This window comes from Microbacterium sp. RU1D, from assembly GCF_900156435.1.
Classification (GTDB): domain Bacteria; phylum Actinomycetota; class Actinomycetes; order Actinomycetales; family Microbacteriaceae; genus Microbacterium.
The window spans coordinates 671,749-695,619 of record NZ_FTPQ01000002.1 but is presented as its reverse complement, the minus strand read 5'-3'; the positions used below and the strand labels follow the sequence as shown (position 1 = coordinate 695,619).

At 70.9% G+C, this 23,871-nt stretch carries 28 protein-coding genes; 16 read left to right on the top strand and 12 right to left on the bottom strand.

Annotated features, from left to right (window positions below):
• Window positions 1–30: 30 nt before the first annotated feature.
• The 5 genes from B0B15_RS12065 to xseA all read right to left on the bottom strand — a co-directional run bounded on the left by B0B15_RS12065 (window position 31) and on the right by xseA (window position 4,376).
• Entirely contained in the window at window positions 31–1,425 is a 1,395-nt protein-coding gene (locus tag B0B15_RS12065) for a class II fumarate hydratase (RefSeq protein WP_076676365.1), read from the bottom strand.
• 75 nt (window positions 1,426–1,500) lie between these two features.
• Window positions 1,501–2,157 carry a carbonic anhydrase gene (locus tag B0B15_RS12060; RefSeq protein ID WP_083708994.1) on the bottom strand — a complete coding sequence of 219 codons (657 nt, stop codon included), beginning with the start codon at window positions 2,155–2,157 and terminating at the stop codon, window positions 1,501–1,503.
• On the bottom strand, window positions 2,154–2,786 hold the full coding sequence (locus B0B15_RS12055; RefSeq protein WP_076676363.1) for a DUF4245 family protein: 633 nt from the start codon (window positions 2,784–2,786) through the stop codon (window positions 2,154–2,156). The genes B0B15_RS12060 and B0B15_RS12055 overlap by 4 nt, the downstream gene beginning before the upstream one ends.
• The gene (locus B0B15_RS12050; protein WP_176776630.1) at window positions 2,786–3,013 is read right to left on the bottom strand and encodes an exodeoxyribonuclease VII small subunit; all 228 of its coding nucleotides are present in this window, start codon (window positions 3,011–3,013) and stop codon (window positions 2,786–2,788) included. The genes B0B15_RS12055 and B0B15_RS12050 overlap by 1 nt, the downstream gene beginning before the upstream one ends.
• Window positions 3,014–3,023: 10 nt before the next feature.
• Entirely contained in the window at window positions 3,024–4,376 is a 1,353-nt protein-coding gene (xseA, locus tag B0B15_RS12045; RefSeq protein ID WP_076676359.1) for an exodeoxyribonuclease VII large subunit, read from the bottom strand.
• Window positions 4,377–4,500: 124 nt separating this feature from the next.
• Here xseA and B0B15_RS12040 point away from each other — a divergent pair, with 124 nt between their 5' ends.
• Genes B0B15_RS12040 through B0B15_RS12020 form a run of 5 tightly spaced genes read left to right on the top strand, consistent with a single transcriptional unit; the run spans window position 4,501 to window position 7,992 of the window.
• Window positions 4,501–5,562 carry a 4-hydroxy-3-methylbut-2-enyl diphosphate reductase gene (locus B0B15_RS12040; RefSeq protein ID WP_176776629.1) on the top strand — a complete coding sequence of 354 codons (1,062 nt, stop codon included), beginning with the start codon at window positions 4,501–4,503 and terminating at the stop codon, window positions 5,560–5,562.
• Window positions 5,559–6,149: a DUF6264 family protein gene (locus tag B0B15_RS12035; protein WP_076676357.1), complete on the top strand. Its 591-nt coding sequence runs from the start codon at window positions 5,559–5,561 to the stop codon at window positions 6,147–6,149. Before B0B15_RS12040 ends, B0B15_RS12035 begins: the two co-directional genes overlap by 4 nt.
• A gap of 55 nt (window positions 6,150–6,204) precedes the next feature.
• The gene (locus B0B15_RS12030; protein ID WP_076676355.1) at window positions 6,205–6,708 is read left to right on the top strand and encodes a sigma-70 family RNA polymerase sigma factor; all 504 of its coding nucleotides are present in this window, start codon (window positions 6,205–6,207) and stop codon (window positions 6,706–6,708) included.
• Complete coding sequence (locus tag B0B15_RS12025; RefSeq protein WP_076676353.1) at window positions 6,705–7,406, top strand: zf-HC2 domain-containing protein; 702 nt, start codon at window positions 6,705–6,707, stop codon at window positions 7,404–7,406. The genes B0B15_RS12030 and B0B15_RS12025 overlap by 4 nt, the downstream gene beginning before the upstream one ends.
• Before the next feature lie 40 nt (window positions 7,407–7,446).
• Complete coding sequence (locus B0B15_RS12020) at window positions 7,447–7,992, top strand: MOSC domain-containing protein (protein WP_076676351.1); 546 nt, start codon at window positions 7,447–7,449, stop codon at window positions 7,990–7,992.
• A gap of 196 nt (window positions 7,993–8,188) precedes the next feature.
• On the opposite strand, the gene fbaA is transcribed toward B0B15_RS12020, so the two are convergent.
• Window positions 8,189–9,217 carry a class II fructose-bisphosphate aldolase gene (gene fbaA / locus B0B15_RS12015; RefSeq protein ID WP_076676349.1) on the bottom strand — a complete coding sequence of 343 codons (1,029 nt, stop codon included), beginning with the start codon at window positions 9,215–9,217 and terminating at the stop codon, window positions 8,189–8,191.
• A 178-nt stretch (window positions 9,218–9,395) separates the two neighbouring features.
• On the opposite strand from fbaA, the gene glpX reads away from it, so the two are divergent.
• A complete protein-coding gene (gene glpX, locus B0B15_RS12010) occupies window positions 9,396–10,385 on the top strand; it encodes a class II fructose-bisphosphatase (protein WP_076676347.1) in 990 nt (329 codons plus the stop codon).
• Window positions 10,386–10,795: 410 nt separating this feature from the next.
• Window positions 10,796–11,008 (top strand): UDP-N-acetylmuramyl pentapeptide phosphotransferase, encoded by a 213-nt coding sequence (locus B0B15_RS12005; RefSeq protein WP_083708993.1) that lies wholly within the window; start codon window positions 10,796–10,798, stop codon window positions 11,006–11,008.
• Window positions 11,009–11,152: 144 nt separating this feature from the next.
• Here the strand turns inward: B0B15_RS12005 and B0B15_RS12000 are convergent, their stop codons facing one another.
• Both B0B15_RS12000 and B0B15_RS11995 read right to left on the bottom strand, forming a co-directional pair.
• Window positions 11,153–12,496: a DNA recombination protein RmuC gene (locus B0B15_RS12000; protein WP_076676343.1), complete on the bottom strand. Its 1,344-nt coding sequence runs from the start codon at window positions 12,494–12,496 to the stop codon at window positions 11,153–11,155.
• A gap of 142 nt (window positions 12,497–12,638) precedes the next feature.
• Entirely contained in the window at window positions 12,639–13,232 is a 594-nt protein-coding gene (locus B0B15_RS11995; RefSeq protein ID WP_076676341.1) for a 3'-5' exonuclease, read from the bottom strand.
• 143 nt (window positions 13,233–13,375) lie between these two features.
• Here B0B15_RS11995 and B0B15_RS11990 point away from each other — a divergent pair, with 143 nt between their 5' ends.
• From B0B15_RS11990 to B0B15_RS11970, 5 genes are all read left to right on the top strand, one after another.
• The gene (locus B0B15_RS11990; protein WP_076676339.1) at window positions 13,376–14,125 is read left to right on the top strand and encodes a class I SAM-dependent methyltransferase; all 750 of its coding nucleotides are present in this window, start codon (window positions 13,376–13,378) and stop codon (window positions 14,123–14,125) included.
• Between the two features lie 40 nt (window positions 14,126–14,165).
• Window positions 14,166–15,239: a redox-regulated ATPase YchF gene (gene ychF, locus B0B15_RS11985; RefSeq protein WP_076676337.1), complete on the top strand. Its 1,074-nt coding sequence runs from the start codon at window positions 14,166–14,168 to the stop codon at window positions 15,237–15,239.
• Between the two features lie 148 nt (window positions 15,240–15,387).
• A complete protein-coding gene (locus tag B0B15_RS11980; protein ID WP_076676335.1) occupies window positions 15,388–16,431 on the top strand; it encodes a hypothetical protein in 1,044 nt (347 codons plus the stop codon).
• A 1-nt stretch (window position 16,432) separates the two neighbouring features.
• A complete protein-coding gene (locus tag B0B15_RS11975) occupies window positions 16,433–16,882 on the top strand; it encodes a hypothetical protein (RefSeq protein ID WP_076676333.1) in 450 nt (149 codons plus the stop codon).
• Window positions 16,879–17,415 carry a hypothetical protein gene (locus tag B0B15_RS11970; RefSeq protein WP_076676331.1) on the top strand — a complete coding sequence of 179 codons (537 nt, stop codon included), beginning with the start codon at window positions 16,879–16,881 and terminating at the stop codon, window positions 17,413–17,415. Before B0B15_RS11975 ends, B0B15_RS11970 begins: the two co-directional genes overlap by 4 nt.
• 381 nt (window positions 17,416–17,796) lie before the next feature.
• On the opposite strand, the gene B0B15_RS11960 is transcribed toward B0B15_RS11970, so the two are convergent.
• The gene (locus B0B15_RS11960) at window positions 17,797–18,225 is read right to left on the bottom strand and encodes a class F sortase (protein WP_256334289.1); all 429 of its coding nucleotides are present in this window, start codon (window positions 18,223–18,225) and stop codon (window positions 17,797–17,799) included.
• 212 nt (window positions 18,226–18,437) lie between these two features.
• Window positions 18,438–19,148, bottom strand: coding sequence for a CHRD domain-containing protein (locus B0B15_RS11955; protein ID WP_076676327.1), 711 nt, complete (start codon window positions 19,146–19,148; stop codon window positions 18,438–18,440).
• A gap of 179 nt (window positions 19,149–19,327) precedes the next feature.
• Here B0B15_RS11955 and B0B15_RS11950 point away from each other — a divergent pair, with 179 nt between their 5' ends.
• Together B0B15_RS11950 and B0B15_RS11945 are read left to right on the top strand one after the other, a co-directional pair.
• Window positions 19,328–19,900, top strand: coding sequence for a sigma-70 family RNA polymerase sigma factor (locus B0B15_RS11950; RefSeq protein ID WP_256334288.1), 573 nt, complete (start codon window positions 19,328–19,330; stop codon window positions 19,898–19,900).
• On the top strand, window positions 19,887–20,582 hold the full coding sequence (locus tag B0B15_RS11945) for an anti-sigma factor (protein ID WP_076676325.1): 696 nt from the start codon (window positions 19,887–19,889) through the stop codon (window positions 20,580–20,582). The genes B0B15_RS11950 and B0B15_RS11945 overlap by 14 nt, the downstream gene beginning before the upstream one ends.
• A gap of 33 nt (window positions 20,583–20,615) precedes the next feature.
• Here B0B15_RS11945 and B0B15_RS11940 read toward each other — a convergent pair whose 3' ends face one another.
• Window positions 20,616–21,932: a D-alanyl-D-alanine carboxypeptidase family protein gene (locus tag B0B15_RS11940; RefSeq protein WP_076676323.1), complete on the bottom strand. Its 1,317-nt coding sequence runs from the start codon at window positions 21,930–21,932 to the stop codon at window positions 20,616–20,618.
• A gap of 173 nt (window positions 21,933–22,105) precedes the next feature.
• Here B0B15_RS11940 and B0B15_RS11935 point away from each other — a divergent pair, with 173 nt between their 5' ends.
• On the top strand, window positions 22,106–22,276 hold the full coding sequence (locus B0B15_RS11935) for a CsbD family protein (RefSeq protein WP_076676321.1): 171 nt from the start codon (window positions 22,106–22,108) through the stop codon (window positions 22,274–22,276).
• Between the two features lie 98 nt (window positions 22,277–22,374).
• Window positions 22,375–23,343, top strand: coding sequence for an aldose 1-epimerase family protein (locus B0B15_RS11930; RefSeq protein WP_076676319.1), 969 nt, complete (start codon window positions 22,375–22,377; stop codon window positions 23,341–23,343).
• Window positions 23,344–23,406: 63 nt separating this feature from the next.
• On the opposite strand, the gene B0B15_RS11925 is transcribed toward B0B15_RS11930, so the two are convergent.
• Window positions 23,407–23,817, bottom strand: coding sequence for a glucose-6-phosphate dehydrogenase (locus B0B15_RS11925; protein WP_076676317.1), 411 nt, complete (start codon window positions 23,815–23,817; stop codon window positions 23,407–23,409).
• Window positions 23,818–23,871: the final 54 nt, after the last annotated feature.

The window sequence follows — 23,871 nt, the reverse complement described above, 5'->3', positions numbered from 1 at the left end:
GCCTCGGCGTCGGGGTCGGTGCGGGAGGGCTCAGCCCGCGTGCGTCATCGACAGCAGATCGAGCTTGGCGTCGAGCACCTCTTCGGTGATCTCGCCGCGCTCGACGTAGCCGAGGTCGATGACAGCCTCGCGGACGGTGATGCCCTTTGCCACCGAGTGCTTGGCGATCTTGGCTGCAGCCTCGTAGCCGATGACCTTGTTCAGCGGCGTGACGATCGACGGCGACATGCCGGCGAACGCCTCGGCGCGGGCGACGTTGGCCTCGAGGCCGTCGATGGTCTTGTCGGCCAGCACGCGCATCGCGTTGGACAGCAGGCGGATCGACTCCAGCAGGGCGGTGCCCATGACCGGGATGGCCACGTTCAGTTCGAACGAGCCCGAAGCGCCGGCCCAGGCGACGGTCGCGTCGTTGCCGATGACCCGCGCGCACACCATGAGCGTCGCCTCGGGGACGACCGGGTTGACCTTGCCGGGCATGATCGAGGACCCGGGCTGCAGGTCGGGGATGTGGAGCTCGCCGAGACCGGTGTTGGGGCCCGAACCCATCCAGCGGATGTCGTTGTTGATCTTCGTGAGCGACACCGCGATGGTGCGGAGGGCTCCGGATGCCTCGACGAGGCCGTCGCGGTTGGCCTGCGCCTCGAAGTGGTCCTTCGCCTCGGTGATGGGCAGTTCGGTCTCGGCCGCGAGCAGCTCGATGACCTTCTGCGGGAAGCCGAGGGGGGTGTTGATGCCCGTGCCGACCGCGGTGCCGCCGAGCGGGACCTCGCCGACGCGGGGGAGCACGGCCTGCACGCGCTCGATGCCCAGACGCATCTGACGGGCGTAGCCGCCGAATTCCTGCCCGAGCGTGACGGGGGTGGCATCCATGAGGTGGGTGCGGCCGGACTTCACGATGCCCTTCCACGCCTCGGCCTTGGCCTCGAGAGCGACCGAGAGGTGCTCGAGCGCGGGAACGAGGTCGGTGATGAGCGCCTGGGTCACGGCGATGTGCACCGAGGTGGGGAAGACGTCGTTCGACGACTGCGAGGCGTTGACGTGATCGTTGGGGTGCACGGTCGACCCCAGGATGCCGGTCGCCAGCGTCGCCAGCACCTCGTTCATGTTCATGTTCGACGACGTGCCGCTGCCGGTCTGGTATGTGTCGACCGGGAAGTGCGCGTCGTGGCGGCCCGTGACGACCTCGTCGGCGGCCTGGGCGATCGCGTCGGCGATGGCGCCGTCGAGGGTGCCGAGATCCTTGTTGGCCAGCGCGGCGGCCTTCTTGATGCGCGCCAGCGCCGCGATCTGCGTCGACTCGAGGCCCTTGCCGGAGATCGGGAAGTTCTCGACCGCGCGCTGGGTCTGCGCGGCGTAGAGGGCGTCCTTGGGCACCCGCACCTCACCCATGGTGTCGTGTTCGATGCGGTACTCGGTGTCGGTCACGTCGTCGTTCCTCCAGGTCGTTCGTTCGGTTCTCGGTGCAAGGCTCGCACGCGCGCGATTCGCGGCGCGCGCTTCTCAGATGCGCGGGTCGTCGACGTCGCCCACGATGACGACGGGGAAGGCTTCCCCCTCGTCGAGACGGTAGTTGGCACCCACGACGGCGGTGCGGCCCTCGGCCACGGCCTCGCTGATCAGCTCCGAGGCGCGCAGCAGGTCGGCCACGGTGTGGCGCAGGTGCTCCCGGCCGACGAGCTCGGGGTCGACGTGGTCGGGGAGGTGCCCGTCGACCGCGTTCTCGCGCTGCACGCGGCGGACGGCCGGCACGATCGGCGCGATCTGACGCCAGATGTAGGCGGGGAGGGTCGGGGCGTCGACGCCCGTGCTGTCGATGGCCGCGCCGACCGCACCGCAGGCGTCGTGGGCGAGGACCACGATGAGGGGCACCTCGAGAACGCCCACGGCGTATTCCAGGCTGCCGATCACGGAGTCGGAGATGACCTGGCCAGCGTTGCGAACGACGAACAGGTCGCCGAGGCCCTCGTCGAAGATGATCTCGGCGGCCAGGCGCGAGTCGGAGCAGCCGAACAGCGCGGCGGTCGGATGCTGAGAGCTCGCGAGCTCGGCGCGGCGCTCGACGTCCTGACGGGGGTGGGCGGGCTCGCCGGCGACGAAGCGCCGGTTGCCCTCTACCATCTGCTGCCACACCTGACGGGGGGTCATGCGCTCGCTCACGGGACCTCTCTCAACTGCTCGATCTGGGATGTGACGGAGGCGGCCGCCAGGGCCGCGGTCTCGGGGGCTGCGTCGCCGTAGACGAGCACGTAGTCGGGGCCGGCCGGGGTGGCCAGGGCGTAGTCGATGTTGCCTGTTCCGGCGGGGTTGGACGGGCGGTAGACGTTCCAGGTGATGCCGTCGATGTCGACGGTCTCGGTGCTGCGGGTGCCGTCGAGCACCTGCCCGACCCAGGCCTCACCGGCGTCGAATCCCTGCGCGACGCGCAGGAAGCCGGACTCGCCGGAGCGCACGTAGACCATGGTCCACGCTTCGGTGCCGCCGACGCCCTCGGTGGTGGCCTGGTTGACCCGCCACCCGTCGCCGAGCGACGGCGAGAGCACAGGGCGCCCGAGGTCCGCCTCGATGTCGGCCGCGAGGGCGGGGACGTCGGGGGCCGGCGGGGGAGTCGGCTCGCCACGGGGGACACCGGCGACGACGACGAACACGACGGCCACCGTGACGAGGAGGGCGGCGACGAGGTTGCGGAAGGTCTTGCTGGAGCGGTAGCGCCGGGAGGCCTCCGCCTTGCGGTCGGCGGTCTCTTGCGGGGTCTCTGGCCGGCCGAGGTGGGCGACGACGCGGGCCATCAGTCGTCCCCTTCGCCGCGCGCGGCGTCGAGGCGGCGCTTGGCGCCCAGAAGCCATTCCTCGCAGCGGGCGTAAAGCTTCTCGCCGCGCTCCCAGAGGGCCAGCGACTCCTCGAGTGTGGGGGCGCCCTGCTCCAGTTCGGCGACCACGCGGACGAGTTCGTCGCGGGCCTGCTCGAACGACAGGGAGGCGACGTCGGCGGCGGAGCCGGGGGTCGTCGCGGTCATGGCATCCATTCTAGGCGGCCCCGTCGGGAGAGCCGGTTCCGGTTGCCTCGTCGTCGAGGGGAGCGGGGGCGGGGGAGGAGCCGTGCGGGACGGCATCCGCGACGACGCCCTCCGAGGTGGCGGCGACCGTGCCCTGCTCGAGCGTCAGACGCAGGACGATGCCCGCCGGCGCGTCGGCCGCGTCGCGCAGCACCGCGCCGTCGGGCAGCTGCGCGATCGCGTATCCGCGGGCGAGGGTCGCGAGTGGCGACAGGGCCCGCAGGCCCGCGCTGAGCTCGCGCGTGCGGCGCCGCTCGCTCTCGAGGCGGCGGTCGACGATGTCGCGGCCGCGGTTGGACAGCATCCACAGCTCCTGCGCGCGCGAGGTGAGCATGGCGTGCGGGGTGCGCAGAGCCGGGCGCGAGCGGATCTGCTCCAGTTGGGCGATGTCGTGCACGACGCGCTGGGTGAGGCGCCCGGTCAGGCGCGCGCGCAGTTGGGCCACGAGCGCGCGCTGCTCGCTCACGTCGGGCACGACGCGCTTGGCGGCGTCGGTGGGCGTCGAGGCGCGCACATCGGCGACCTCGTCGAGCAGCGGACGGTCGTTCTCGTGGCCGATGGCGCTGACGATCGGGGTGGATGCCGCGGCCACCGCGCGCAGAAGGCGTTCGTCGCTGAAGCCGAGCAGCGTCTGCGGGTCGCCGCCGCCGCGGGCGATGACGATCACGTCGACGTCGGGGTCGGCATCCAGCGCCTTGAGCGCGGCGATGGTCTCGGGCACGCATCGATCTCCCTGCACCGCCGCGTGCTTCGTGCGGAAGTGCACGCGCGGCCAGCGCAGTTCGGCATTGCGGTGCACGTCTTTCTCGGCGTCCGAGTTCTCGCCGGTGATGAGGCCGATGCACTGGGGGAGGAAGGGGAGGCGCTTCTTGCGCGCGGGGTCGAAGAGGCCCTCCGACCGCAGCTGCACCCGGAGCCGCTCGAGACGTTCGAGCTGCTCGCCCAGTCCTACGTGGCGCATCGCCGAGATCGCGAACGAGAAGTCCCCGGTTCGGGGGAAATAGTCGGCCTTGACGCACGCCACGACGTGGTCGCCGACCTGCAGGTCCTTCGGCAGTCGCGCGAGCGTGCTGGACCAGATGCGGAACGACACCGTCGACTCGGTGCCGAGGTCTTTCAGGCGTCCGAAGACGTTGCCGCCGCGGCGGTTGAAGGAGGTGATCTCGCCCTCGACCCAGACGGAGCCCCAGCGCTCGATGAAGCCGCGGATGGTGTCGTTCAGGCGCGAGACGGAGGTGGGCGCGTCGGTGCGCGAATCGCGGGGATGGACGCTGTCGGCCGGCGGGGCCTCGCCGGGGACGGTCTCGGGCTGGAAGGAGGTCATGTCGCTCCCTCGGTTGCGCGCCGGCGGCGGGTGGGGCGGGGCGGGGGAAGGGTCATGGTATCCGTGCGGGTCGCAGTGGGGGAGGTTCGGCCGGCGTCCAGGGGCGCCCCGGTAGAATCGAGGGGTGAGCTCACCTGCCGTCCACCTGCCCGTTCCCCGTATCCCGGGTCGACGCGGGCGGCTCCAGGATATCCCCGTCAACGGACAGAAGAAGGTGCTGCTGGCCGCACCCCGCGGTTACTGCGCCGGCGTCGACCGCGCGGTGATCGCCGTCGAGAAGGCCCTCGAGCGCTACGGCGCCCCGGTGTACGTGCGCAAGCAGATCGTGCACAACATCCACGTCGTCACCGAGCTCGAGAAGAAGGGCGCGATCTTCGTCGAAGAGGTCGACGAGGTCCCCTCCGGCGCCCACGTCGTCTTCAGTGCGCACGGCGTATCTCCGGCCGTCGTCTCAGCGGCATCCGATCGAGGACTCCAGGCGATCGATGCGACGTGCCCCCTGGTCACGAAGGTGCACCGCGAGGCCGTCCGCTTCGCGCGCGACGACTTCGAGATCCTGCTGATCGGCCACGAGGGCCACGAAGAGGTCGAGGGCACCGCCGGCGAGGCTCCCGAGCACGTGACGGTCGTCAACTCGCCCGACCACGCCGACACCATCGAGGTGCGCGACCCCTCGAAGGTCGTATGGCTGTCGCAGACCACCCTCTCGGTCGACGAGACGATGGAGACGGTCCGTCGCCTGCGCGAGCGCTTCCCCGAGCTGCAGGACCCGCCCTCCGACGACATCTGCTACGCCACGCAGAACCGGCAGGTCGCGATCAAGAAGGTCGCCGTCGGCGCCGATCTCGTGATCGTCGTGGGCTCGGCCAACTCCTCCAACAGCGTGCGCCTGGTCGAGGTCGCCCTCGAGCACGGCGCCAAGGCCGCCTACCGCGTCGACTACGTCGACGAGGTCAAGCAGGAATGGCTCGAGGGCGTGCAGACCGTCGGCGTCACCAGCGGCGCCTCGGTGCCCGAGGTGCTCGTGACCGAGGTGCTCGAAGAGCTCGCCGGCGCGGGATACCGCGACGTCGAAGAGGTGCGCACCGCCGAGGAGGACCTGATCTTCTCGCTCCCCAAGGAGCTGCGTCAGGATGCCAGCGGCAAGCGCGACAGCCGAGCGCTCGGCGGCCGGGGTCGCGCGTGAGCGACGACTCCCGTCATGCGGCCGAGGGTGGGGCGGAGCGCCCTCGCCCGCAGTTCGGCGAGTACGCCACGGCCGAGGAGCAGCGCGCCCGCATCCAGCGGCCGGAGGTGACCGAGGCTCTCGAGGCGGGGGTCGCCCCGCAGCCGACGGCGCAGCCGCAGGCCGCCCCCGCCGCGGACGCACCCGCGCGCTTGGCCGCACCCGCGACGCGTGGCGCGCGCGTCGACCGCATCGTGACCTTCGGACTGCTGTTCTACGGCCTGTTCTCGGTGGTCACGACGATCGTGCAACTGCTGGACTTCCCCGAGTACGCCGAGCGCGGCGCCCAGATGCTCGGCGTGACGGCGACCTTCACCAACCTCTCGGCCGGATACGTGTGGGGAGCCGCCGCTGCCCTCGTCTACGGCATCGGCTGGCTCCTGACGGCGGTCGTCACCTGGCGACGGCTCCGGCGCGGACGCATCGCGTTCTGGGTCCCGCTCGTCGGGTTCGTCGCAACGGCGCTGATCGCCGGCATCTGCGTGACCATGGCCCTCGTCGGTGACCCGCAGTTCATGACCGCGATCATCGACAGCGTCCCGAACTGAACCACGAGGCCCGGCGTCCCGTGTCCCCTGTGAGCGAGGGAGAGGGGGTGCCGCGGTGAGAGACGATCACGCGCAGCTGACGGCGTTGTACGACGCGCACGCGACCCCTGTCTGGCGCTACGTCGTGAGCCTGACCGGCGATCACGCCGGGGCCGACGACGTCGTGCAGGAGACCCTGCTGCGCGCGTGGCGCACGCCGCGCGTGATGAGCGACGACCCGGCGTCCCTGCGGTCGTGGATGTACACGGTCGCCCGCAACCTCGTCATCGACGAGGCGCGCAGCGCACGGCGGCGGCACGAGCAGCCCGTCGACGAACTGCCCGAGTCGGTACGCGACGACGACACGGATGCCATGTTCGACGCGCTCCTCGTCGAGGAGGCGCTCTCGACCCTCACGCCCGACCACCGGGCGGTGATCGTCAGCGCCTACTACGGAGGGCGCAGCGTCGCCCAGACGGCCGAGGAGCTCGGCATCCCCGCGGGGACCGTCAAGTCGCGACTGCATTACGCGGTGCGAGCGCTGCGGCTCGCCCTGCAGGAGAGAGGGGTGACCCGGTGAACGTCGACCACGAGCGTCTGTCGAGCGGGGACGGCGCTTATGTCCTCGGAGCGTTGTCGGGACCGGACCGCGCGGAGTTCGAGGCCCACCTGGCTGAATGCGCGCAGTGCCGCACCGCCGTCGCCGAGCTCGCCCCGACGGCGGGACTGCTGTCGCGGCTGTCGGCGGAGCGTGCCCGCGCGATCGGCTCGACGACCGGTTCCGTGCCGCTCCCGGCCCCGGGCCCGGCGCTGCGGTCCCGCGTGCTCGACACCGCACGGCGTCGCGGGAGGCGTCGGCGCGTCGGCTGGGTGCTCGCGGCATCCATCGCCCTCGTCGCGATCGCCGTGCCCTCCGCCGTCGCGGTGACCAGCGCCGTGCAGTCCTCGGGCACGGTGTACGCGCTCGACGACGTCGCCGGAGCGCCGCTGGAGGCCTCGGTCAAGCTGACGTCGGCGCCGTGGGGCACGCGCATCGACCTCGTGTGCCAGTACACCGGCGAGGTGCTCGACGCTCCCCCCGGCGGGTGGCCCTACGCCCTCGCGATCACCGACGACTCGGGCACGACGAGCGTGCTGTCGACGTGGCGCGCGGGCCCCGGATCGACGACGGAGCTCAGCGCGGGCACCGACCTCGCGGCCGCCGACATCGGGTCGGTCGAGATCCGCACGCTCGATGGCGACACGGTCGTCATGCGACGCGAATTCCTCTCGCCCTGACGCGCGCGGGCGCACGGCGCCGACGCTCTAGCATCGATCCATGCCCCGTCTCGTCGCCGTCTGCGCCGTCCACGAATTGCACCCGGATGCCGGTTCCGTCGGCGTGACCGCGATCGACAAGCGCCCGCTCGACGGCGCCGTGCGGGTCGGTAAGCTCGGCGTCCGCGCCGACGTGCAGGCGAGCCGCAAGCACCACGGCGGCCCCGAAAAAGCGGTGTACGCCTACGCGGCGGAGGACGCCGCGTTCTGGGAGCGGGAGCTCGATCGCGAGCTGCACGCGGGGTGGTTCGGCGAGAACCTGCGCGTCGAGGGTCTCGACGTCAACAGCGCCCGCATCGGCGAGGTGTGGCGCATCGGCGACACCGTCGAGGTCGAGGTGACGATGCCCCGCACGCCCTGCGCGACCTTCGCGCGCTGGGTCGGTGGTGCGGCGGCGCGCGGTTGGGTCAAGCGGTTCTCCGACGAGGGCCGGCTCGGCGCCTACCTGCGGGTGCGCCGCGCGGGCGAGGTGCGCGCGGGCGATGAGATCAAGGTCGTGTCGTCGCCCGAGGGGGCGCCGACCGTGCTGGAGATGTACCGGAGCTGAGGTGCGCCAGCGGTCCGTCCGGGGCGGCCGGTGCGCGGCGGCGGGACGGATCGACGACGCGCCGTCGTCCGACGAGCGGGAGCGGCGTGTCGCCGTGCGGCTGCGCCGTCGTGCTCGGCGGGGCGGTGGGGCGTGGCATCCGGAAACGGCGAACGCCCCGGCACGGGGGCCGGGGCGTTCGCGGGACGACGGGGCGTCAGCTCTGGGACTGGCCGTAGGAGCCGAGCTGCTTGGTCGCCTCGACCACGCGGACGGCCATGGCCGACTCGGCCACCTTGCCCCAGGCGCGCGGGTCGTACTGCTTCTTGTTGCCGACCTCGCCGTCGAGCTTCAGCACGCCCTCGTAGTTCGAGAACATGTAGCCCGCGATGGATCGCGTGAAGGCGTACTGGGTGTCGGTGTCGATGTTCATCTTCACGACGCCGTTGCGCACGGCCAGGGCGATCTCTTCGTCGGTCGAGCCGCTGCCGCCGTGGAAGACCAGGTCGAGGGGCTTGGGGCCGGTGCCGAACTTCGCGGCGATGCCCTCCTGGATCTCGCCGAGCAGCTCGGGGCGCAGCTTGACGCCGCCGGGCTTGTACACGCCGTGCACGTTGCCGAAGGTGAGGGCCGAGATGTAGCGGCCGTTCTCTCCGAGACCGAGACGCTCGACGGCCTTGGTGACGTCGGCGACGGTGGTGTAAAGCGCCTCGTTGGAGCCCTCGTGCTGGACGCCGTCTTCCTCTCCGCCCACGACGCCGACCTCGATCTCGAGGATGGCGTGAATGTTGTTCAGGCGGGGGAGGAGCTCGGCGGCGATGTCGATGTTCTCGTCGAGGGGAACAGCCGAACCGTCCCACATGTGCGACTGGAAGATCGGGTTGCGACCGGCCTTGACCTCTTCTTCGGAGGCTTCGAGCAGCGGGAGGACGAAGCCGGGCAGGGCGTCCTTGGGGCAGTGGTCGGTGTGGAGCGCGACGGTGATCGGGTAGTTCTTGGCGACCTCGGTGACGTACTTCGCGAAGGCGAGCGCGCCGGTGGCGCGGGCCTTCACGGTGTGGCCGGCGAAGTAGTCGGCGCCGCCGGTGGTGACCTGGAGGATGCCGTCGGAGCCGGCCTCGGTCAGGCCCTGGAGCACCGAGTTGATGGTCTGCGAGCTCGAGACGTTGATCGCGGGGTACGCGAAGCTGCCGGCCTTGGCGCGGTCCAGCATCTCGGCGTACTGCTCAGGGGTGGCGACGGGCATGGAGGTGCTCCTTGGTCGTTGTCGGGACACCGTCACTCTAGCGAAGCCGCCGGATCGTGACGGTTCCCGCGCGACAGGAACCGAGCACTTCTGTCGAACCGTTAAGAATGCCGATTCCTTCGCGCTTGAGCGGCGGAAAACCGGCGATTGTGTCCCACCCGCTGGATACAGTGGGCCCATGGTGAGCCTGACTGCCGACATGAGCCCTCTGCACCCCGACCGCAACCTGGCTCTGGAGTTGGTGAGGGCGACGGAAGCGGCATCCATCCGTGCCGTCCCCTTCATCGGCCGAGGCGACAAGGAGGCCGCCGACGGAGCGGCCGTCGACGCGATGCGCGCGTTCTTCAGCACCGTCAACTTCGACGGGACGATCGTCATCGGCGAGGGTGAGAAGGACAACGCTCCCATGCTCTACAACGGGGAGCGCGTCGGCAGCGGCCGTGGCCCTCGCTGCGACGTCGCCGTGGATCCGATCGACGGCACGTCGCTGACCGCCGCCGGTCGTCAGAACGCGCTGTCGGTCATCGCCGTGTCCGACCAGGGCACGATGCTCGACGCATCGAGCGTGTTCTACATGGACAAGCTCGTCACCGGGCCCGCCGGTGTCGGCGTCGTCGACATCCGCCTGCCGATCGGTGAGAACATCCGCTTGCTGGCCAAAGCGCTCGGCAAGCCGGTCGACGAAATCGTCGTCTCGGTGCTGAACCGTCCCCGGCACGAGCAGCTCATCGCCGACATCCGTGAGGCGGGCGCCGGGACCCGCCTGATGAGCGACGGCGACGTCGCCGGCGGCATCAACGCCGCCCGGCACAACGCCCGCACCGACATGTGCGTCGGCATCGGCGGCAGCCCCGAGGGCATCGTCACCGCGTGCGCCATCAAGGCGCTCGGTGGTCACATCCAGGGCGTACTCGCTCCCCGCACCGACGACGAGAAGCAGAAGGGCCAGGATGCCGGCCTCAAGGTCGACGGCACCGTGTACGAGGCCGATGATCTGGTCACGGGTAAGAACACGATCTTCGTCGCCACCGGCGTGACCGACGGTCAGCTGGTGCAGGGCGTCCGTCGCGACGGCGACTTCATCTACACCGAGAGCGTCGTGCTCCGCGGGGCGTCGGGTACGCTCCGCCGCATCTCGTCGGAGCACCTCACGTCGAAGTGGCTGTGACGCACGGCCGCTGAGGCGGACGTCGGTGAGAGGCGGGTCGTCGCGGATGCGGAAGCGCCAGTCGCGGCAGTGGGCGAGGCGTCGGTCGCGGCGCTCGCTGGGGCCGGTCGCGGCGCCGGGCGGGACGTCGGTCGTAGCGCTGGCTGAGACCCGTCGCGGCGCTCGCTGGGGCCGCGAGACTGCACTCCGCTGACATCTCGGTTGCAGGCTGACAGCGGTTCGTCAGCTGGAAGCGGTTCGCGACGCGGGGAGGGGCATGCGGGGCGGCTGTCACGCGGGTGGCGGGCGTGCAGATACAGCCGGGCGTGTCGTGACGCAAGCGTGACCGGTATGTCCGGGGCGGTCTGGCAGAATCTCTTGAAGTGTCAACGGCGACGCTGTGTTCTTCCGAGACCCGAAGGGGGATCGTCATGGCAACAGCTCCGACGAATCAGACCGCACCTCAGACAGGTGCTCAGGCCGTCATCGCCAGCGCGGTCGACCCCGCTCGACGTCCCGATGTCCTTCTCCGTGTCCGCCGTGACGAGGGGCACGAAGTCAGCGCCTGGTGGATGGTCGGTGCTTTCGTCGCCGTCTCCGCCGCGGTGGTGAGCCTGCTCAGCTGGGTTCCGGGCGGGGCCTGAACCTCACGTCTTCCGAACCGGGTCGATCCGTCTGGGTCGGCCCGGTTTCGTGTGTGCGGACACGCATCGTACGGCACCCGACCGGTGGATGCCGCGGTGTCCGAGCGGTGGGTGCGACGACGCGCTGATCGCTCACGATTGTGCTCACGGGCGCGGCTCGTCGGTGAGTCCTGCGCGTTCGCGAACGCCACCGAGATCGGCGAGGGTCGACGGTGACTCGAGGTCGCTCGCGGCGATGCCCTCGGCGGGGCCGCCGCCGGCGGCGGCATCGATGTCGAGCATCTCCGGTGCCGTCCATCGGCGGGGCGTGGCGTCGAGCGCCGCGGGAGCGGTGACGGCGTCGAGCTTGGTCTCGTCGATGCCGGGGAACTTGCGCGCGGTGACGAGCACCCGCGATTCGAGCGAGCCCGCGAACCGGTTGTAGCTGTCGACCGTCTTCTCGATCGCGCGTCGCAGGTCGTTGGCGTGGCCCGCGAGGACGCCGACGCGCTCGTACAACTCGGTGCCGAGCTGGAACAGCGTGCGGGCCTCGTCGGACACGTCCTGCTGCGTCCACGTGAAGGCCACCGTCTTCAACACCGCCCACAGGTTGACGGGGGAGGCGAGAGCGACGCGGCGGGTGAAGGCGTATTCGAGGAGGGTCGGGTCCTCATCCAGCGCGGAGGCCAGGAGGGACTCGCTCGGCAGGAAGCACACGACGAACTCCGGGCTCGTGGCCAGGCCCGCCCAGTACGCCTTCTTCGCGAGCGCGTCGACGTGCGCGCGCACCGCACGCGCGTGCTTGGACAGCAGCGCGGCACGACGGACGCCCTCGTCGCCGTGCGCGGTGACCGCGATCGCGCTGGCCTGCAGGTAGGCCTCGAGCGGGACCTTGGCATCCACCGCCAGGGCTTTGCCGCCGGGGAGGCGCACCACCATGTCGGGACGACCCGCCCCGGCGTCGCTCGAGATCGACGCCTGCAGGTCGAAGTCGACGTAGCGGGTGAGTCCGGCGGCCTCCACGACGCGCCGCAGCTGCGTCTCGCCCCACACTCCGCGCGTGGTGCCCGAGCGCATGGCCGACGCGAGCGACTCGGTGGTGGCGCGCAGCGCCTCATCGGCCTCGCGGGACAGCCGCAACTGCTCGCCCAGGGCGGAGTACTGCTCGACCCGGTCGCGCTCGAGCCCGTCGACCTTACGCTGCATCGCATCGAGGGTCTCGCGGACCGGATCGAGGGCACGCAGCACGGTCTGCTCGCGGCGCTCGCGTTCTTCGCGCGCGGCCTGATCGGCGCGCGATTGGCCGACGAGTTCGCGGTACATCGCCGCCTGATGCTCGAGCTGCTGTTGCAGCCCGGCTCGGGAGGTCTCGGCGGCGACCGCGCGCGCCTCGAGGTCGCGCTGCGCGATCGCACCCCGCGCGGTCACGCGCGCGCCCCCGACGAACCACCCGCCGACGACGCCGAGCGCCAGGGCGAGGATCACGAGGACGAGGGTGATGGCATCCATGGGGTCAGCATGCACCACACCTCCGACATCGCCGGAAAGCCGGGCCGGGCGGGCACAGGCAGGGCTGCACGTCGGGCTCAGCGGCACTCACGTCCGCGGTCCGGTGCGGGCCGCCCGAGGTCGACGCGACGACTTTAAGGGCTCAGGCGACGGCGCGCTCGACCGGTTCGACGGAGATCTGCGAGATGCGCACGCCGAGGTGGGCCGCGAGGCCCTGCACGTCGTCGACCCCCGCCCGCCGTGCGCAGTCGATCGTGATCTCGGCGCACGCGACGGCGTCGGCGAGGGCGTCGTGGTGGGCGAAGGGGGAGCAGCCCGCCTCCGCGGCGACGAGGGGGAGCCGATATGAATCGAGCGTGTAGGTCTTGCGCGACATCTGCACGCTGCACAGGTAGCGGTACGGCGGGCACTCGTCTCCGGTCGCCGCGCACGCGCGACGCAGCACCGACATGTCGAACCCGGCGTTGTGGGCCACGAGCACGTCGGAACCGGCGAAGGCCGTGAGACGTGCGAGCTGGGCGCTCCATGACGGGGCGTCGACGACGTGGGCCGGCTGGATGCCGTGGATGCCGACGTTGATCGGGGCGAAGTGGTCGTGCCCGGGCGGCGGCTTGATGAGCCACGCCGCGGTGGCGACGACCCGACCGCCGCGGACACGGGCCAGGCCGACGGCGCAGGCGGAGGCGCCGCTGGAGTTCGCCGTCTCGAAGTCGATCGCGGTGAAATCCAGAGCCACGGATCCACCCTGCGCCGCGCGCCCCGCGTCCGAGGGGAGGCGCGCCGGGTTCCGCAACGCATCGGCACGAGGATTCGTTCGCGGAAGCTGTGCCGGCGGTGCCCCGACGTGCCGTGTCGGAGGGGCGGCGTAGGGTCGGGGGCATGACGGGGAGTGAGAAGTCGACGTCGTTCGGGCAGGCGGCATCCGCCTACGAATCGGGCCGCCCCGGGTATCCGGCCGAGGCGGTGGCGTGGCTGCTGGCGCCGGTCCGCGAAGAGGGGCGGGCCCTGCGCGTCGCCGACGTCGGAGCGGGCACGGGCAAGCTCACCCGCGCGGTCGTCGAGCTCGGTGCCGACGTGGTGGCGGTCGACCCGGATGCCGACATGCTCGCCGCCCTGCGCGAATCGGTGCGGGGCGTGCCGACGTTCGCCGGCACGGCGGAGCGCCTTCCGCTGCCCGACGCCGGTCTCGACGCCGTCGTGATGGGGCAGGCGTGGCACTGGGTCGACGTGGACGCGGCCTCGCGGGAGGTCGGCCGAGTGCTGCGCAGCGGCGGGGCTCTCGGGTTGATCTGGAACATCCGCGATGACGCCGTCGACTGGGTGCGACGCCTCACCGCGGCGATGGGCGGCTCGAACGCGGAGGTGCTGCTCGCCACCACCGGTCCGCGCGTCACCGAGCCCTTCGCCGAGCTGGAGCATCGCGAGTGGCGGTGGGAACGGCCGATCACCCTTCCCGTGCTGCGGGAGCTCGTGGCCTCGCGCAGTGACATCATCACGGCCGACGCGGCGACGCGCGCGCGCATCGACGCCGCGGTCGACGGGGTGGTGGCATCCGTCCCGGAGTTGGCCGACGGGGGCTCGGTCGCGCTGCCGTACGTCACCCACGCGTTCCGCGCACGGCGGCCGTGACGCGGGTGCGCACCGCCCGGGCCGGGTAACCTGGACTCCCGTGGCTCTTACCATCGGAATCGTCGGCCTTCCCAACGTCGGAAAGTCGACCCTCTTCAACGCCCTGACCAAGAACTCGGTGCTCGCCGCGAACTACCCGTTCGCCACGATCGAGCCCAACGTCGGGGTCGTGAACCTTCCCGATGCGCGCCTGCAGCAGCTGGCCGGCGTGTTCCAGAGCGAGCGGCTCGTGCCCGCCGCGGTGTCGTTCGTCGACATCGCCGGCATCGTGCGCGGAGCGAGCGAGGGCGAGGGTCTCGGCAATCAGTTCCTCGCGAACATCCGTGAAGCGGATGCCATCGCCCAGGTCGTCCGCGGATTCGCCGACGACGACGTGGTCCACGTCGACGGCGCGGTCAACCCCGCGAGCGACATGGAGACCATCAACGCCGAGCTGCAGCTCGCCGACCTCCAGACCCTCGAGAAGGCGATTACCCGCTACGAGAAGGAGGTCAAGGGCAAGAAGCTCGACCCCTCGGTGCTCGACGCCGCGAAGGCCGCCCAGGACGCGCTGCAGCGCGGCGTGCTGCTCTCGGCATCCGGTCTCGACCTCTCGCCGATCCGCGAGCTGGGTCTGCTGACCGCGAAGCCGTTCATCTTCGTCTTCAACGTCGACGAAGCGGTGCTCACCGACCATGCTCGTAAGGACGAGCTGTCGGCGCTGGTCGCTCCGGCGAAGGCCGTCTTCCTGGATGCCAAGATCGAGTCCGAGCTGATCGACCTCGACCCCGAGGATGCCGCCGAGCTGCTGGCATCCACCGGTCAGGACGAGTCGGGCCTCGACCAGCTCGCGCGCATCGGCTTCGACACCCTCGGCCTGCAGACCTACCTCACGGCCGGGCCCAAGGAGGCGCGCGCCTGGACGATCCCGCAGGGCGCGAAGGCGCCGCAGGCGGCCGGTGTCATCCACACCGACTTCGAAAAGGGCTTCATCAAGGCCGAGGTCATCTCGTTCGCCGATCTCGTCGAGCTCGGCTCGGTCGCCGAGGCCCGCGCCAAGGGCAAGGCACGCCTCGAGGGCAAGGACTACGTCATGCAGGACGGCGACGTGGTGGAGTTCCGGTTCAACAACTGAAGGAACGGATCGGCAACGCCGGCGACGAGCTCGGGAGCGCCGGAGGCCGAAGCTGACGTCATGTGTAGGCTGACGACACGCTTCGGGGGGAGATGCTCATGACGATCCAGGTCGACACATCGGTGGTTCGAGGGGGAGCGAAGCGTGCGTGCAGCTCGCCGACGACGTGAGTCGTGCGCTGCAGTACTTCGACACCCATATCGACAAGGCCCAGTCGTGGGCGGGCGGCACGTTGATCCAATGGCTGCTGTCGGAGCACAGCTCTTTTGCATCGAGGGTGGATTCCGGGCTCGTGCGATCCAAGGCGCTGATGGTCGCTTCCGGTGGGGCGCTGGACGATGTCGCTCGACGCTTCGACGAGAACGAGAACGACGCCCAGCTCAGCGTGGGAGACCTGTTCCATGACCTCGACCCCGACGTGGCGACGACGCCCATCGACGGGAGCACAAATCGCCAGGCCTTCCTCCTCGATTCGCCGGCGGCAGCGCTCGCGGCTCCCGAGTCGTCCGTATCGGACCCGGCGTTCACCGTCGTGTGGGACATCCTGAACTGGCCGGATTACATCTCGCTCTCCTACTGGGGCCGGCAGGTTCTCAACGCGCTGGTCCAACTCGTCGCGCCGTCGCTGACCGGGGGTCAGGACCTGTTCGAGTTCCTCGCCCAGAAGCTCAGCGGCGACTGGGACAAGGTGGCCCTGGCGGGGAGCGCCTTCGGTCACCTGGGGGAGTTCTTCGAGGGGCTCGGCGCCACGGTCCACAACCTCGCCGTCGACGTATTCGCCGGCTGGACGAGTGGAGAGAGCGCCGATCGCGCGGGTGAATACTTCGCGGAACTGACGGCAGCGTTCGCCGCCCAGCCGGAGGTCTACGGCGACCTCGCGTCGAAGTACTCCAGCGCGGCATGGGCGGCCTTCGGGGCGTGTCAGGCCTTGCTCTCGGCGCTCGACGCGGCCGTCGATGCGCTCATCGTCTTCCTGATGGGATTCGCGTCGATCGGCGAGGCCATCGCCGCGCTCTTCAGCGGGGGTGCAACGGCCGTGCCCGCAGTCGTCTCGGCAATCGTCGCGGTCGTGCAGGCGTTCTCGAGCGCGTGGGGCGTCATGATGACCACGCTCTCGGTGACGATCGCGGCCGGAGCGACCATCGGCTCCGCCACCACTGCCATCGAGTTCGTTCCTCTCCCGGAGGCCTGACGTGGAACTTCCCGACGTATCGGCTGCGCTGCTGCGCACCGCCGGCGACGACTTCGCCCGAGCCCTCCAGAAGCGGTTGATCGCGCTGGCGGACGCGACCGACGACGAGGCGTACGCCAGTCGACTCCGACTCATCGCCAGTGGCAAGCGACCGCTGCGGACGCTGTTGCACGATCCCCGATGGAGAGAGTCGATCGACCCTCGCCTCCCCGACCCCGCGGAGCTGCCCGCCGTCGATCCGGACCAGCGTCGCGCGCTCGACGAGGCTGTCGAACAAGCCCGTCGGCGCCTGCGGACACCGACACGGGACGAGGTGGCTTCCGATTTCGCGGATCTCATGCGCCGTGCTGCCGCCACCGCGGACGCGATTCGTGATGACGCGCGCGGCGGTTGGGATGTCGTCCACCACACGGGCGACGACCCGGACGAGTCAGCGATGGGCACGCGATGACCCCTGCGGCGACGGTGGTGGCGCGTTACGACGCGGTCAAGCGGGCTGCCGTTGAGCAGACCCTGCGAAAGGTCGTGCGCGGGCAGGGCGTCGCGGCATTGGCTCTCGCGGTGCTCTGGGGATTCGTCACGCTGCTGCCGATCGTGGCCGTGGCCGCGGACGGACAGGGGGCCGCCGCACTTCTGCTCGCTCTGACGCTTGCGGTCCCCCTCGCCATCGGCGCGCTGGGTGTGCGCCAGCTCCGGCGACGGCCGCGCATGCCCGAGGTCGCGGTCGCGATCACTCCCACGACCGTCCAGTTTCCCGCCCTCGAAAGACCGTCCGCTTTCGCTCCGGCGGTGCGCGCCGAGGAATGGCCCCGCGAGGGCACGCTCGCCGAGATCCGCCCGGCATCCGGCCTGCTTCAGACCGCTCTCGTCGTCTTCACGCGGCAGGACGGACGCAAGCGACGTCGTCGCACGGTCTCCGCCGAGAACCTCGACATCGACCCGCGGAACCTCGTCGATGCGCTCGGGGGGCCGCAGCCCACGTAGCACGTGTTCTGCGGGGGCGTTGCATTACTCGGCCCGACCTGGTCGTAGATGCATCGGCGTGTCAGGGTGCGGATCGCTCCGGCGGGTCGCGTACTGGAACACGTGTGGAGTCACGCCGCGGTCGTGGCCGACACCTCCGACGCCGTCGACGGGGTCGTCGTCGACCGCGTCGATCCGCTCCTCGCCGACGACGGCCCCGGTTTCGATGCGCGGGCGGTGCTCGACGCCCCGGCTGAGGGGCACCTCGGTCTGCGCGTGCTCCGCGATCTCGCCACGGACGCGGGCGCCGAGCGCATCTGGGCAGTGTGTTCCGGCAGATCGGCGTCGCCGACCGGACGAGCGCAGCCCTGTGGGCGCGACCATCTCGGTACGTGCCGGGCTTCAAACCCGCTCCGCATAGACCACGCGGTTGTCGACATAGTGCCCCGAATCGCGGTCGAAGACACCGCCGCACGTGATCAGTCGGAGTTCATCTCGCGCGGTCGCCCCGAAGACGCGCGCGGTGGGGAACGCCGCCTTGGGGTAGTCGGCCGCCTCGGTGACGCGGTAGGCGTGGATCCGGCCATCGGCATCCTGCACCTCGACGAGGTCCCCGACGACGAGATCCTCCAGATTCTGGAAGATCGCGGGCCCGGTGGGGGAGTCGACGTGCGCGGCGATCACCGTCGGGCCCGTGCCCCCGGGAAGTCCTCCGCCGCTGAACCAACCGACCTCGTCATAATCGGCGGGAACCTCCATGGCGCCGTCGCCGTCGATGCCCAGGTTGATCAGCGACTCGTCCAGGTCGATCGCCGGGATCGAGACGCGCACGGGAGGGGATGCAGCGGCAGAGGGAGCCGTCGCGGCCCGAGGGGGTGACGGCACCGGGGGAGACGCGGTCGTCATCTGGGGCGGCGGCTCATCGGCCGCGAGCGGGGAGCTGCAACCGGTGATGGTCATCAGCGCGCCCACGACGAGCACGCACGCGGTGCGCCGCGGCCGTCCCGAAAAGGACGAGCGCCGCGCACCGCGCCGTGCGTCGGTCACTTCGCCGACGACGCGTGACGGCGGCGTAGCGCGAGTGCACCCGCGGCCACGACTCCGAGACCGCCCGCAGCCGCGGCGAGACCCCACCCGCCGGCATCCGCCGTGGCGGAACCACCGGCGCCGGTGTCGACGCCACCGACGGGGATTGCGGACAGCTGCCCGCGGACGACGCCGGCCGCGAAGTCGACGGTGTGCGAGTCGCCGGTGAAGCCGGCGGGGTCGGCCTCGATCTGCTTCAGGGTGAAGCCCTCGCCGGTGTCGGCGCCGTTGGCGACCACGCCCGTGGTGAAGGGGCCCTGCAGGCACCCCGAGGAGGTGCGGGGTCCGTCGCCCACGGGGGTCGGGTTCGGGAAGGCGATCCGAGGCGGTCCGGGCTCGCCCACGGCCGCTTCGTGGATGTGCGTGGCGGTCTTTGCGGGGCTCTGGTAGTCGCCGGTGACGCCCTCGAGGCGGATGTCGTAGCAGATGATGTCGAGGTCGGAATTGATGCGGAACGTGAATGTGCCGGTGGCGCCCTCCTCGCCGGGGGCGGCGACGCCGTCGTTGTTGATCACCTGGTCGGGGGTGGCCATGACCGTGAACGCGCTCGTGAACTCGGCGGGTTCGGCGACCTCGGTCTCGGCGTGCGCCGGGACGCCGACGGCCAGGAGGGCGACGCCGGCCAGGGCGCCGATCGTGAGTGGGCGGGCGTACGTCTTCTTCGTCATCGTCGTGCCTTTCGATCGGGACGCGGAGTGTCCGGTTGCGGGGGAGTACGACCACCGGGGGCCGCGCGTTCACGGCATCCGGAAATTTCTTCCCGCACGTGAACGCCGGGACCGCCACGGGCGTACTCCCTCACGAGGACGTCGGCGGGCGACGGTTACCCTCGGAGAGGACGACACGGGTGACGGAGTCCGACTACACGGGACGCGAGGGGGAGTTGCGGATGCGCGCTTCTCGACGATCGAGCACACGCCCGGCATTCGACCTGCGCCGCGCGTTCGACGACAACGGCCATGCCCTGCTGGGGTTCGCGGTGAACGCCTTACGCGACCGGCCGTTGGCCGAGGACTGCGTGCAGGAGACGTTCCTGCGCGCGTGGCGGGCGCGCGACCGTTTCGACGCGCGGGCCGCATCCGAGCGAACGTGGCTGTTCTCGATCGCGCGCAACGTGATCGTCGACGCCCTCCGCGCTCGGGCGCGCCTGCCGGTGATCGGTGACCAGGGAGAGCTTGAGAGCCGGGCAGCGGAGGCGATCGACCCGCTCGATCGCCTGCGCATGCTCGAGGCGCTGTCGGTGCTCAGCGAGGCGCATCGCACCGCGGTCGTGGCAATTCACCTGCACGGTCGGTCGTATCAGGAGCTCGCGGATGCCACGGGCGTCCCCGTCACGACGTGGCGCACACGCACGTTCCACGGGCTCCGCGCCCTTCGCACGCACCTCGAGGAGATGGAGGAGACCGATGCGCACTCCTGATGATCGCTGGGCCGAACTGGCCGCCGCCGCGCTGGCGGGAGAGCTGACCGCGGCGGAAAAGGCGGAGTTCGACGACCTGCGTCGCTCCGATCCGGCCCGTGCCGAGGAGTACGCCGCACTCGACGGCATCGCCGGGCGGCTGCGTCAGGGCGACGTCGGGTGGGTCGTGCCGCGCGATGACGGAGACCTGTTCGCTCGGATCGAGTCCTCCCTGGGGGCCCCGGTTCCGGTGCCTCCTGTGTCGCCGCGGAAGCGAGAGCGCCGATGGGTGACACCGGTGGCCGCGGCCGCATGCCTGGTAGGGGGCGTCGTGCTCGGCGCCAACGGCGCGGGACTCTCCGACTCCTCGGCGCCGTCGGGCCCGCCTGGCACCCTCGGCGCCCTCGAGCGCGTCGCGGTGAGCGACGATCGCGACGGCGTGGACGTCTCGGCCGAGGTCGTCGCGCACACGTGGGGCACGGAGGCCTACCTCCAAGCGACGGGGCTCGATGCGGGAGCGACCTACGAGCTGGTCTTCGTCGGGGTCAACGGTGCGGAGTTCTCGGCGGGCGAGGTGCTGGGCTCCGAGGTGCCGATCGTCTGCCGTCTGAACGCGGCCGTTCTCCGGGGGGATGCCGTGCGCATGGAGCTGCGCGACACCGGCGAGGCCGTGATCGCGCACGCGGACCTGCCTGCGGTCTGAAGCTCCACGGCCGAAGTCGCGGCGCCCCCGACGTCAGCCCAGCTCGCCCGGATGGGTCAGGCGCCACAGCAGCGTGGGCTCTTCGATGGCGCCGGAGATCTTCACGTCGGCCGAGGTCGATTGCGGTCCGGCCGTCCAGGTGACCGTCCCGACCCTCTCGCCGTCGGCGTAGGTGCGCGGGGAGACGGTGTCGAGGGTCACGGTCACCGGGGTGTCCGACCATGTCCGCAGCTCGGCGTTCCTGGCGAGCACGAGGGAGGCGTTCGACCCCCACGGTGTCGTGATCGTGCCGATGGTGGCGCCCAGCGAGCCGACCGTCACATCGTGGAAACCGTCGCTGACGCTCTGCAGCAGACGCGCCACATCGGCGTCGGTGCTGTCGTGGGTGGCGCCTCCGAGGCGCACACCCGTGATCTTCAGCGGGCTGCCGATGCCGACGTCGAGGGACGCCGTGAACAGTAGGTTGAAAGTGCCGTCGCCGAGATTCCCGGTCTTCAGCCCGTTCACGCCGAGCGTGCCGAGGAGGTCGTTCGTGTTGGTCACGGTCCCCGCGCCGGTCACGCTGATCGAGCGCGTCGCCGTGATCGCGGCGATCGCCGGGTTCGCCGCCGCGATGCGGCCGAGGGCGACGAGGTCGTCGGGTGTGGAGGTGTTGCGCGCGTCGATGCCGGTGGCATCCACGATGCGCGTGTCGTTCAGGCCGTTGCGGCTCAACCACGACCGGGCCGCGTCGACGTAGGCGCCCTCCGACCCGAACCCCCAGCGGGCGATCGCGACCGCGTAGTTGCTGGCCGAAGGCAGCAACATCGTGGCCAGGGCGTCGTGCAGCGGCATGCGCGTACCGTCGGGCATCGCCGCGATCGTGACGCCCTGCACGTAGAAGCGGTCGTACAGGTCGGTGTCTGCCTCGGTGAAGGCGATGGTGGGCCCGGGATCGGAGGCATCACTCAGGGGGTGCGCATCGAGCACAACCAACGCCGTCACGAGCTTGGCGATGCTGGCGATGGGCCGTGCGTCGTCGCCGCCCGACGAGGCGAACACCCCGGCCGCGTCCGGCCCCAGGAACTGCTCACCGCCCTCGACGGCGAGACGCGCGGAGCCCGAGGAGGGCAGGACGAGGGATGCCACGGCCCCGGGGCTCACGGAGGGCGCCTTCGAGGTGACGGTCGGGGCGGGGAGGGCCGCCGCCGAGGCCCACCAGACGTACCCGCCGCCGCCGCCGAGGGTGGCCAGCAGAATCACCAGGAAGACGATCAGCGCGATGCGCCCGCCGCGGCCCGGGGGCGCCGGCTCGCGCGGCGCGTCTTCCAGCAGGCTCGAGAAATCGGCGAGCGTGTCGGGCGCGGTCACGAGGTGTGACCGACCGTCGCGAATGATGCTTCCCCCCGGCGCATTCTTCGAACCTAACCCGTCGACATGCCTCACGCGCACATGAATTTCAAGCCCCCCGGCCTGCTGCGACGGCGGATCTAGCGTTGATGCACATCGGGAGATACCCGGAAACCTATACGGGAGGTGCCGACATGGGACTCGACGACAAGATCAAGAACGCCGCTGAGAACATCGCGGGCAAGGCGAAGGAAGCCACGGGCAAGGCCACCGACAACGAGCGCCTCGAAGCCGAGGGCCACGCGGACCAGACCAAGGCCCACGCCAAGCAGGCCGGCGAGAACGTCAAGGACGCCTTCAAGTAAGTCGCCCTCCCCGAATGCCCCGATCCTCGCGGTCGGGGCATTCGTCGTTTGCGACACGGATGCCGGGGGCGGGCGCCCGCGTTCGCGATAATGGCGGAATGACCGCTGCCGTTCCCACCGAGACCCCCACGCTGGTCTCGGGCACCCCCGTCGTCCTGCGCGCCCACGGCTACGAAGCCGCGATCGCCAGTGTCGGCGCGTCCCTCCGCTCGCTCACCTTCCACGGCCGCGACCTCGTCGTCCCCTTCGAGGCCGACGAACTGCGTCCCGCCTACCGCGGCACGACGCTCGCGCCGTGGCCGAACCGCGTGGTGGACGGCATCCATCGTTTCGACGGCGAGGAGCACCAGCTGCCGCTCACCGAGCCGAACCGCGGCCACGCCCTGCACGGGCTGCTGTCGTGGGTCGACTGGAACGTGCTCGACGCCTCCGACGACGCCGTCACCCTCACCGCGACGGTGAACGCTCAGGCCGGATACCCGTGGTGGCTCGTGGTGTCGACCACGTTCCGCCTAGGCGCGGACGGTCTGACGCAGACCGTCCGGGCGACCAACCTCTCCGACACCCCGGCGCCGTGGGGGACCGGCCCGCACCCGTACCTCGTCGCGGGTCCGGCGTCGCTCGACGAGTGGACGCTCTCGCTTCCGGCCGACACCGTGCTGGAGGTCACGCCCGACCGGCTCGCACCTGTCGCCCTGGCATCCGTCGAGGTCGACGCCGAACGCTTCGACTACCGCCAGGAGCGCGTGCTCGGTGCGGTCGAGATCGACCACGCCTACACCGGATTGATCCGGGATGCCGACGGCCGCGCCACCGTGACGGTCACCGATCCCTCGGGTACGGGGGTCGCGATGAGCTGGGCTGCGGACTGCTCGTGGGTGCAGATCCACACCGCCGACCTGCCCGCCGGGCCCGGGACGCCCGGACATCGGGCCGGACTCGCGGTCGAACCCATGACCTGCGCGCCCGACGCCTTCAACGACGACGCCTACGACTTCGCCACGGGTGTCGTCTCGCTCGACCCCGGGGCCTCGCACGAGGCCGGCTGGACGATCTCGGCCCGCTGAGACTCCGGCAACGGAAGAACCGCCCCGGAGTGATCCGGGGCGGTTCTTCGTGGGGACGGTGGGTCAGACGACCTGCGCTCCGCACATGCCGCAGTCGCCGCCGGCCGAGACCTCGACGAAGCAGTCGGGGCACATCGCCCGCGTCGGCCGGTCCGTGATCGGCGTGGGCTTCGGGGTCGTGCTGCGCCGCTCGGCCTTGGGAGCCGCGGCGCGCGCGCGACGCATCTCGATGGTCGGGGCGGGCGGCGGGGGCGGGGCGGCCGGCTTGTGGGCCTCGCAGTAGAAGCGGACGAATCCGCCGTGGTGCTTCGGGTGGCGGTGCTTGACCGCCCACAGCTCGGTGCGCTCGTACAGCGGGCCGTCGGTGCCGCACGCGACGCAACGGGTGGCTTCGCCCGGTACGACGTCGGCGACGAGGACGGGGGCGTCGAAGCGGATGGCATCCCGCCAGTCCTGCGACGAAACGATCTTCATGGGGGACCCTTCTTCGGCGGTTCGGGCCGCCTCACCCTCAACGGTACGCTCCTC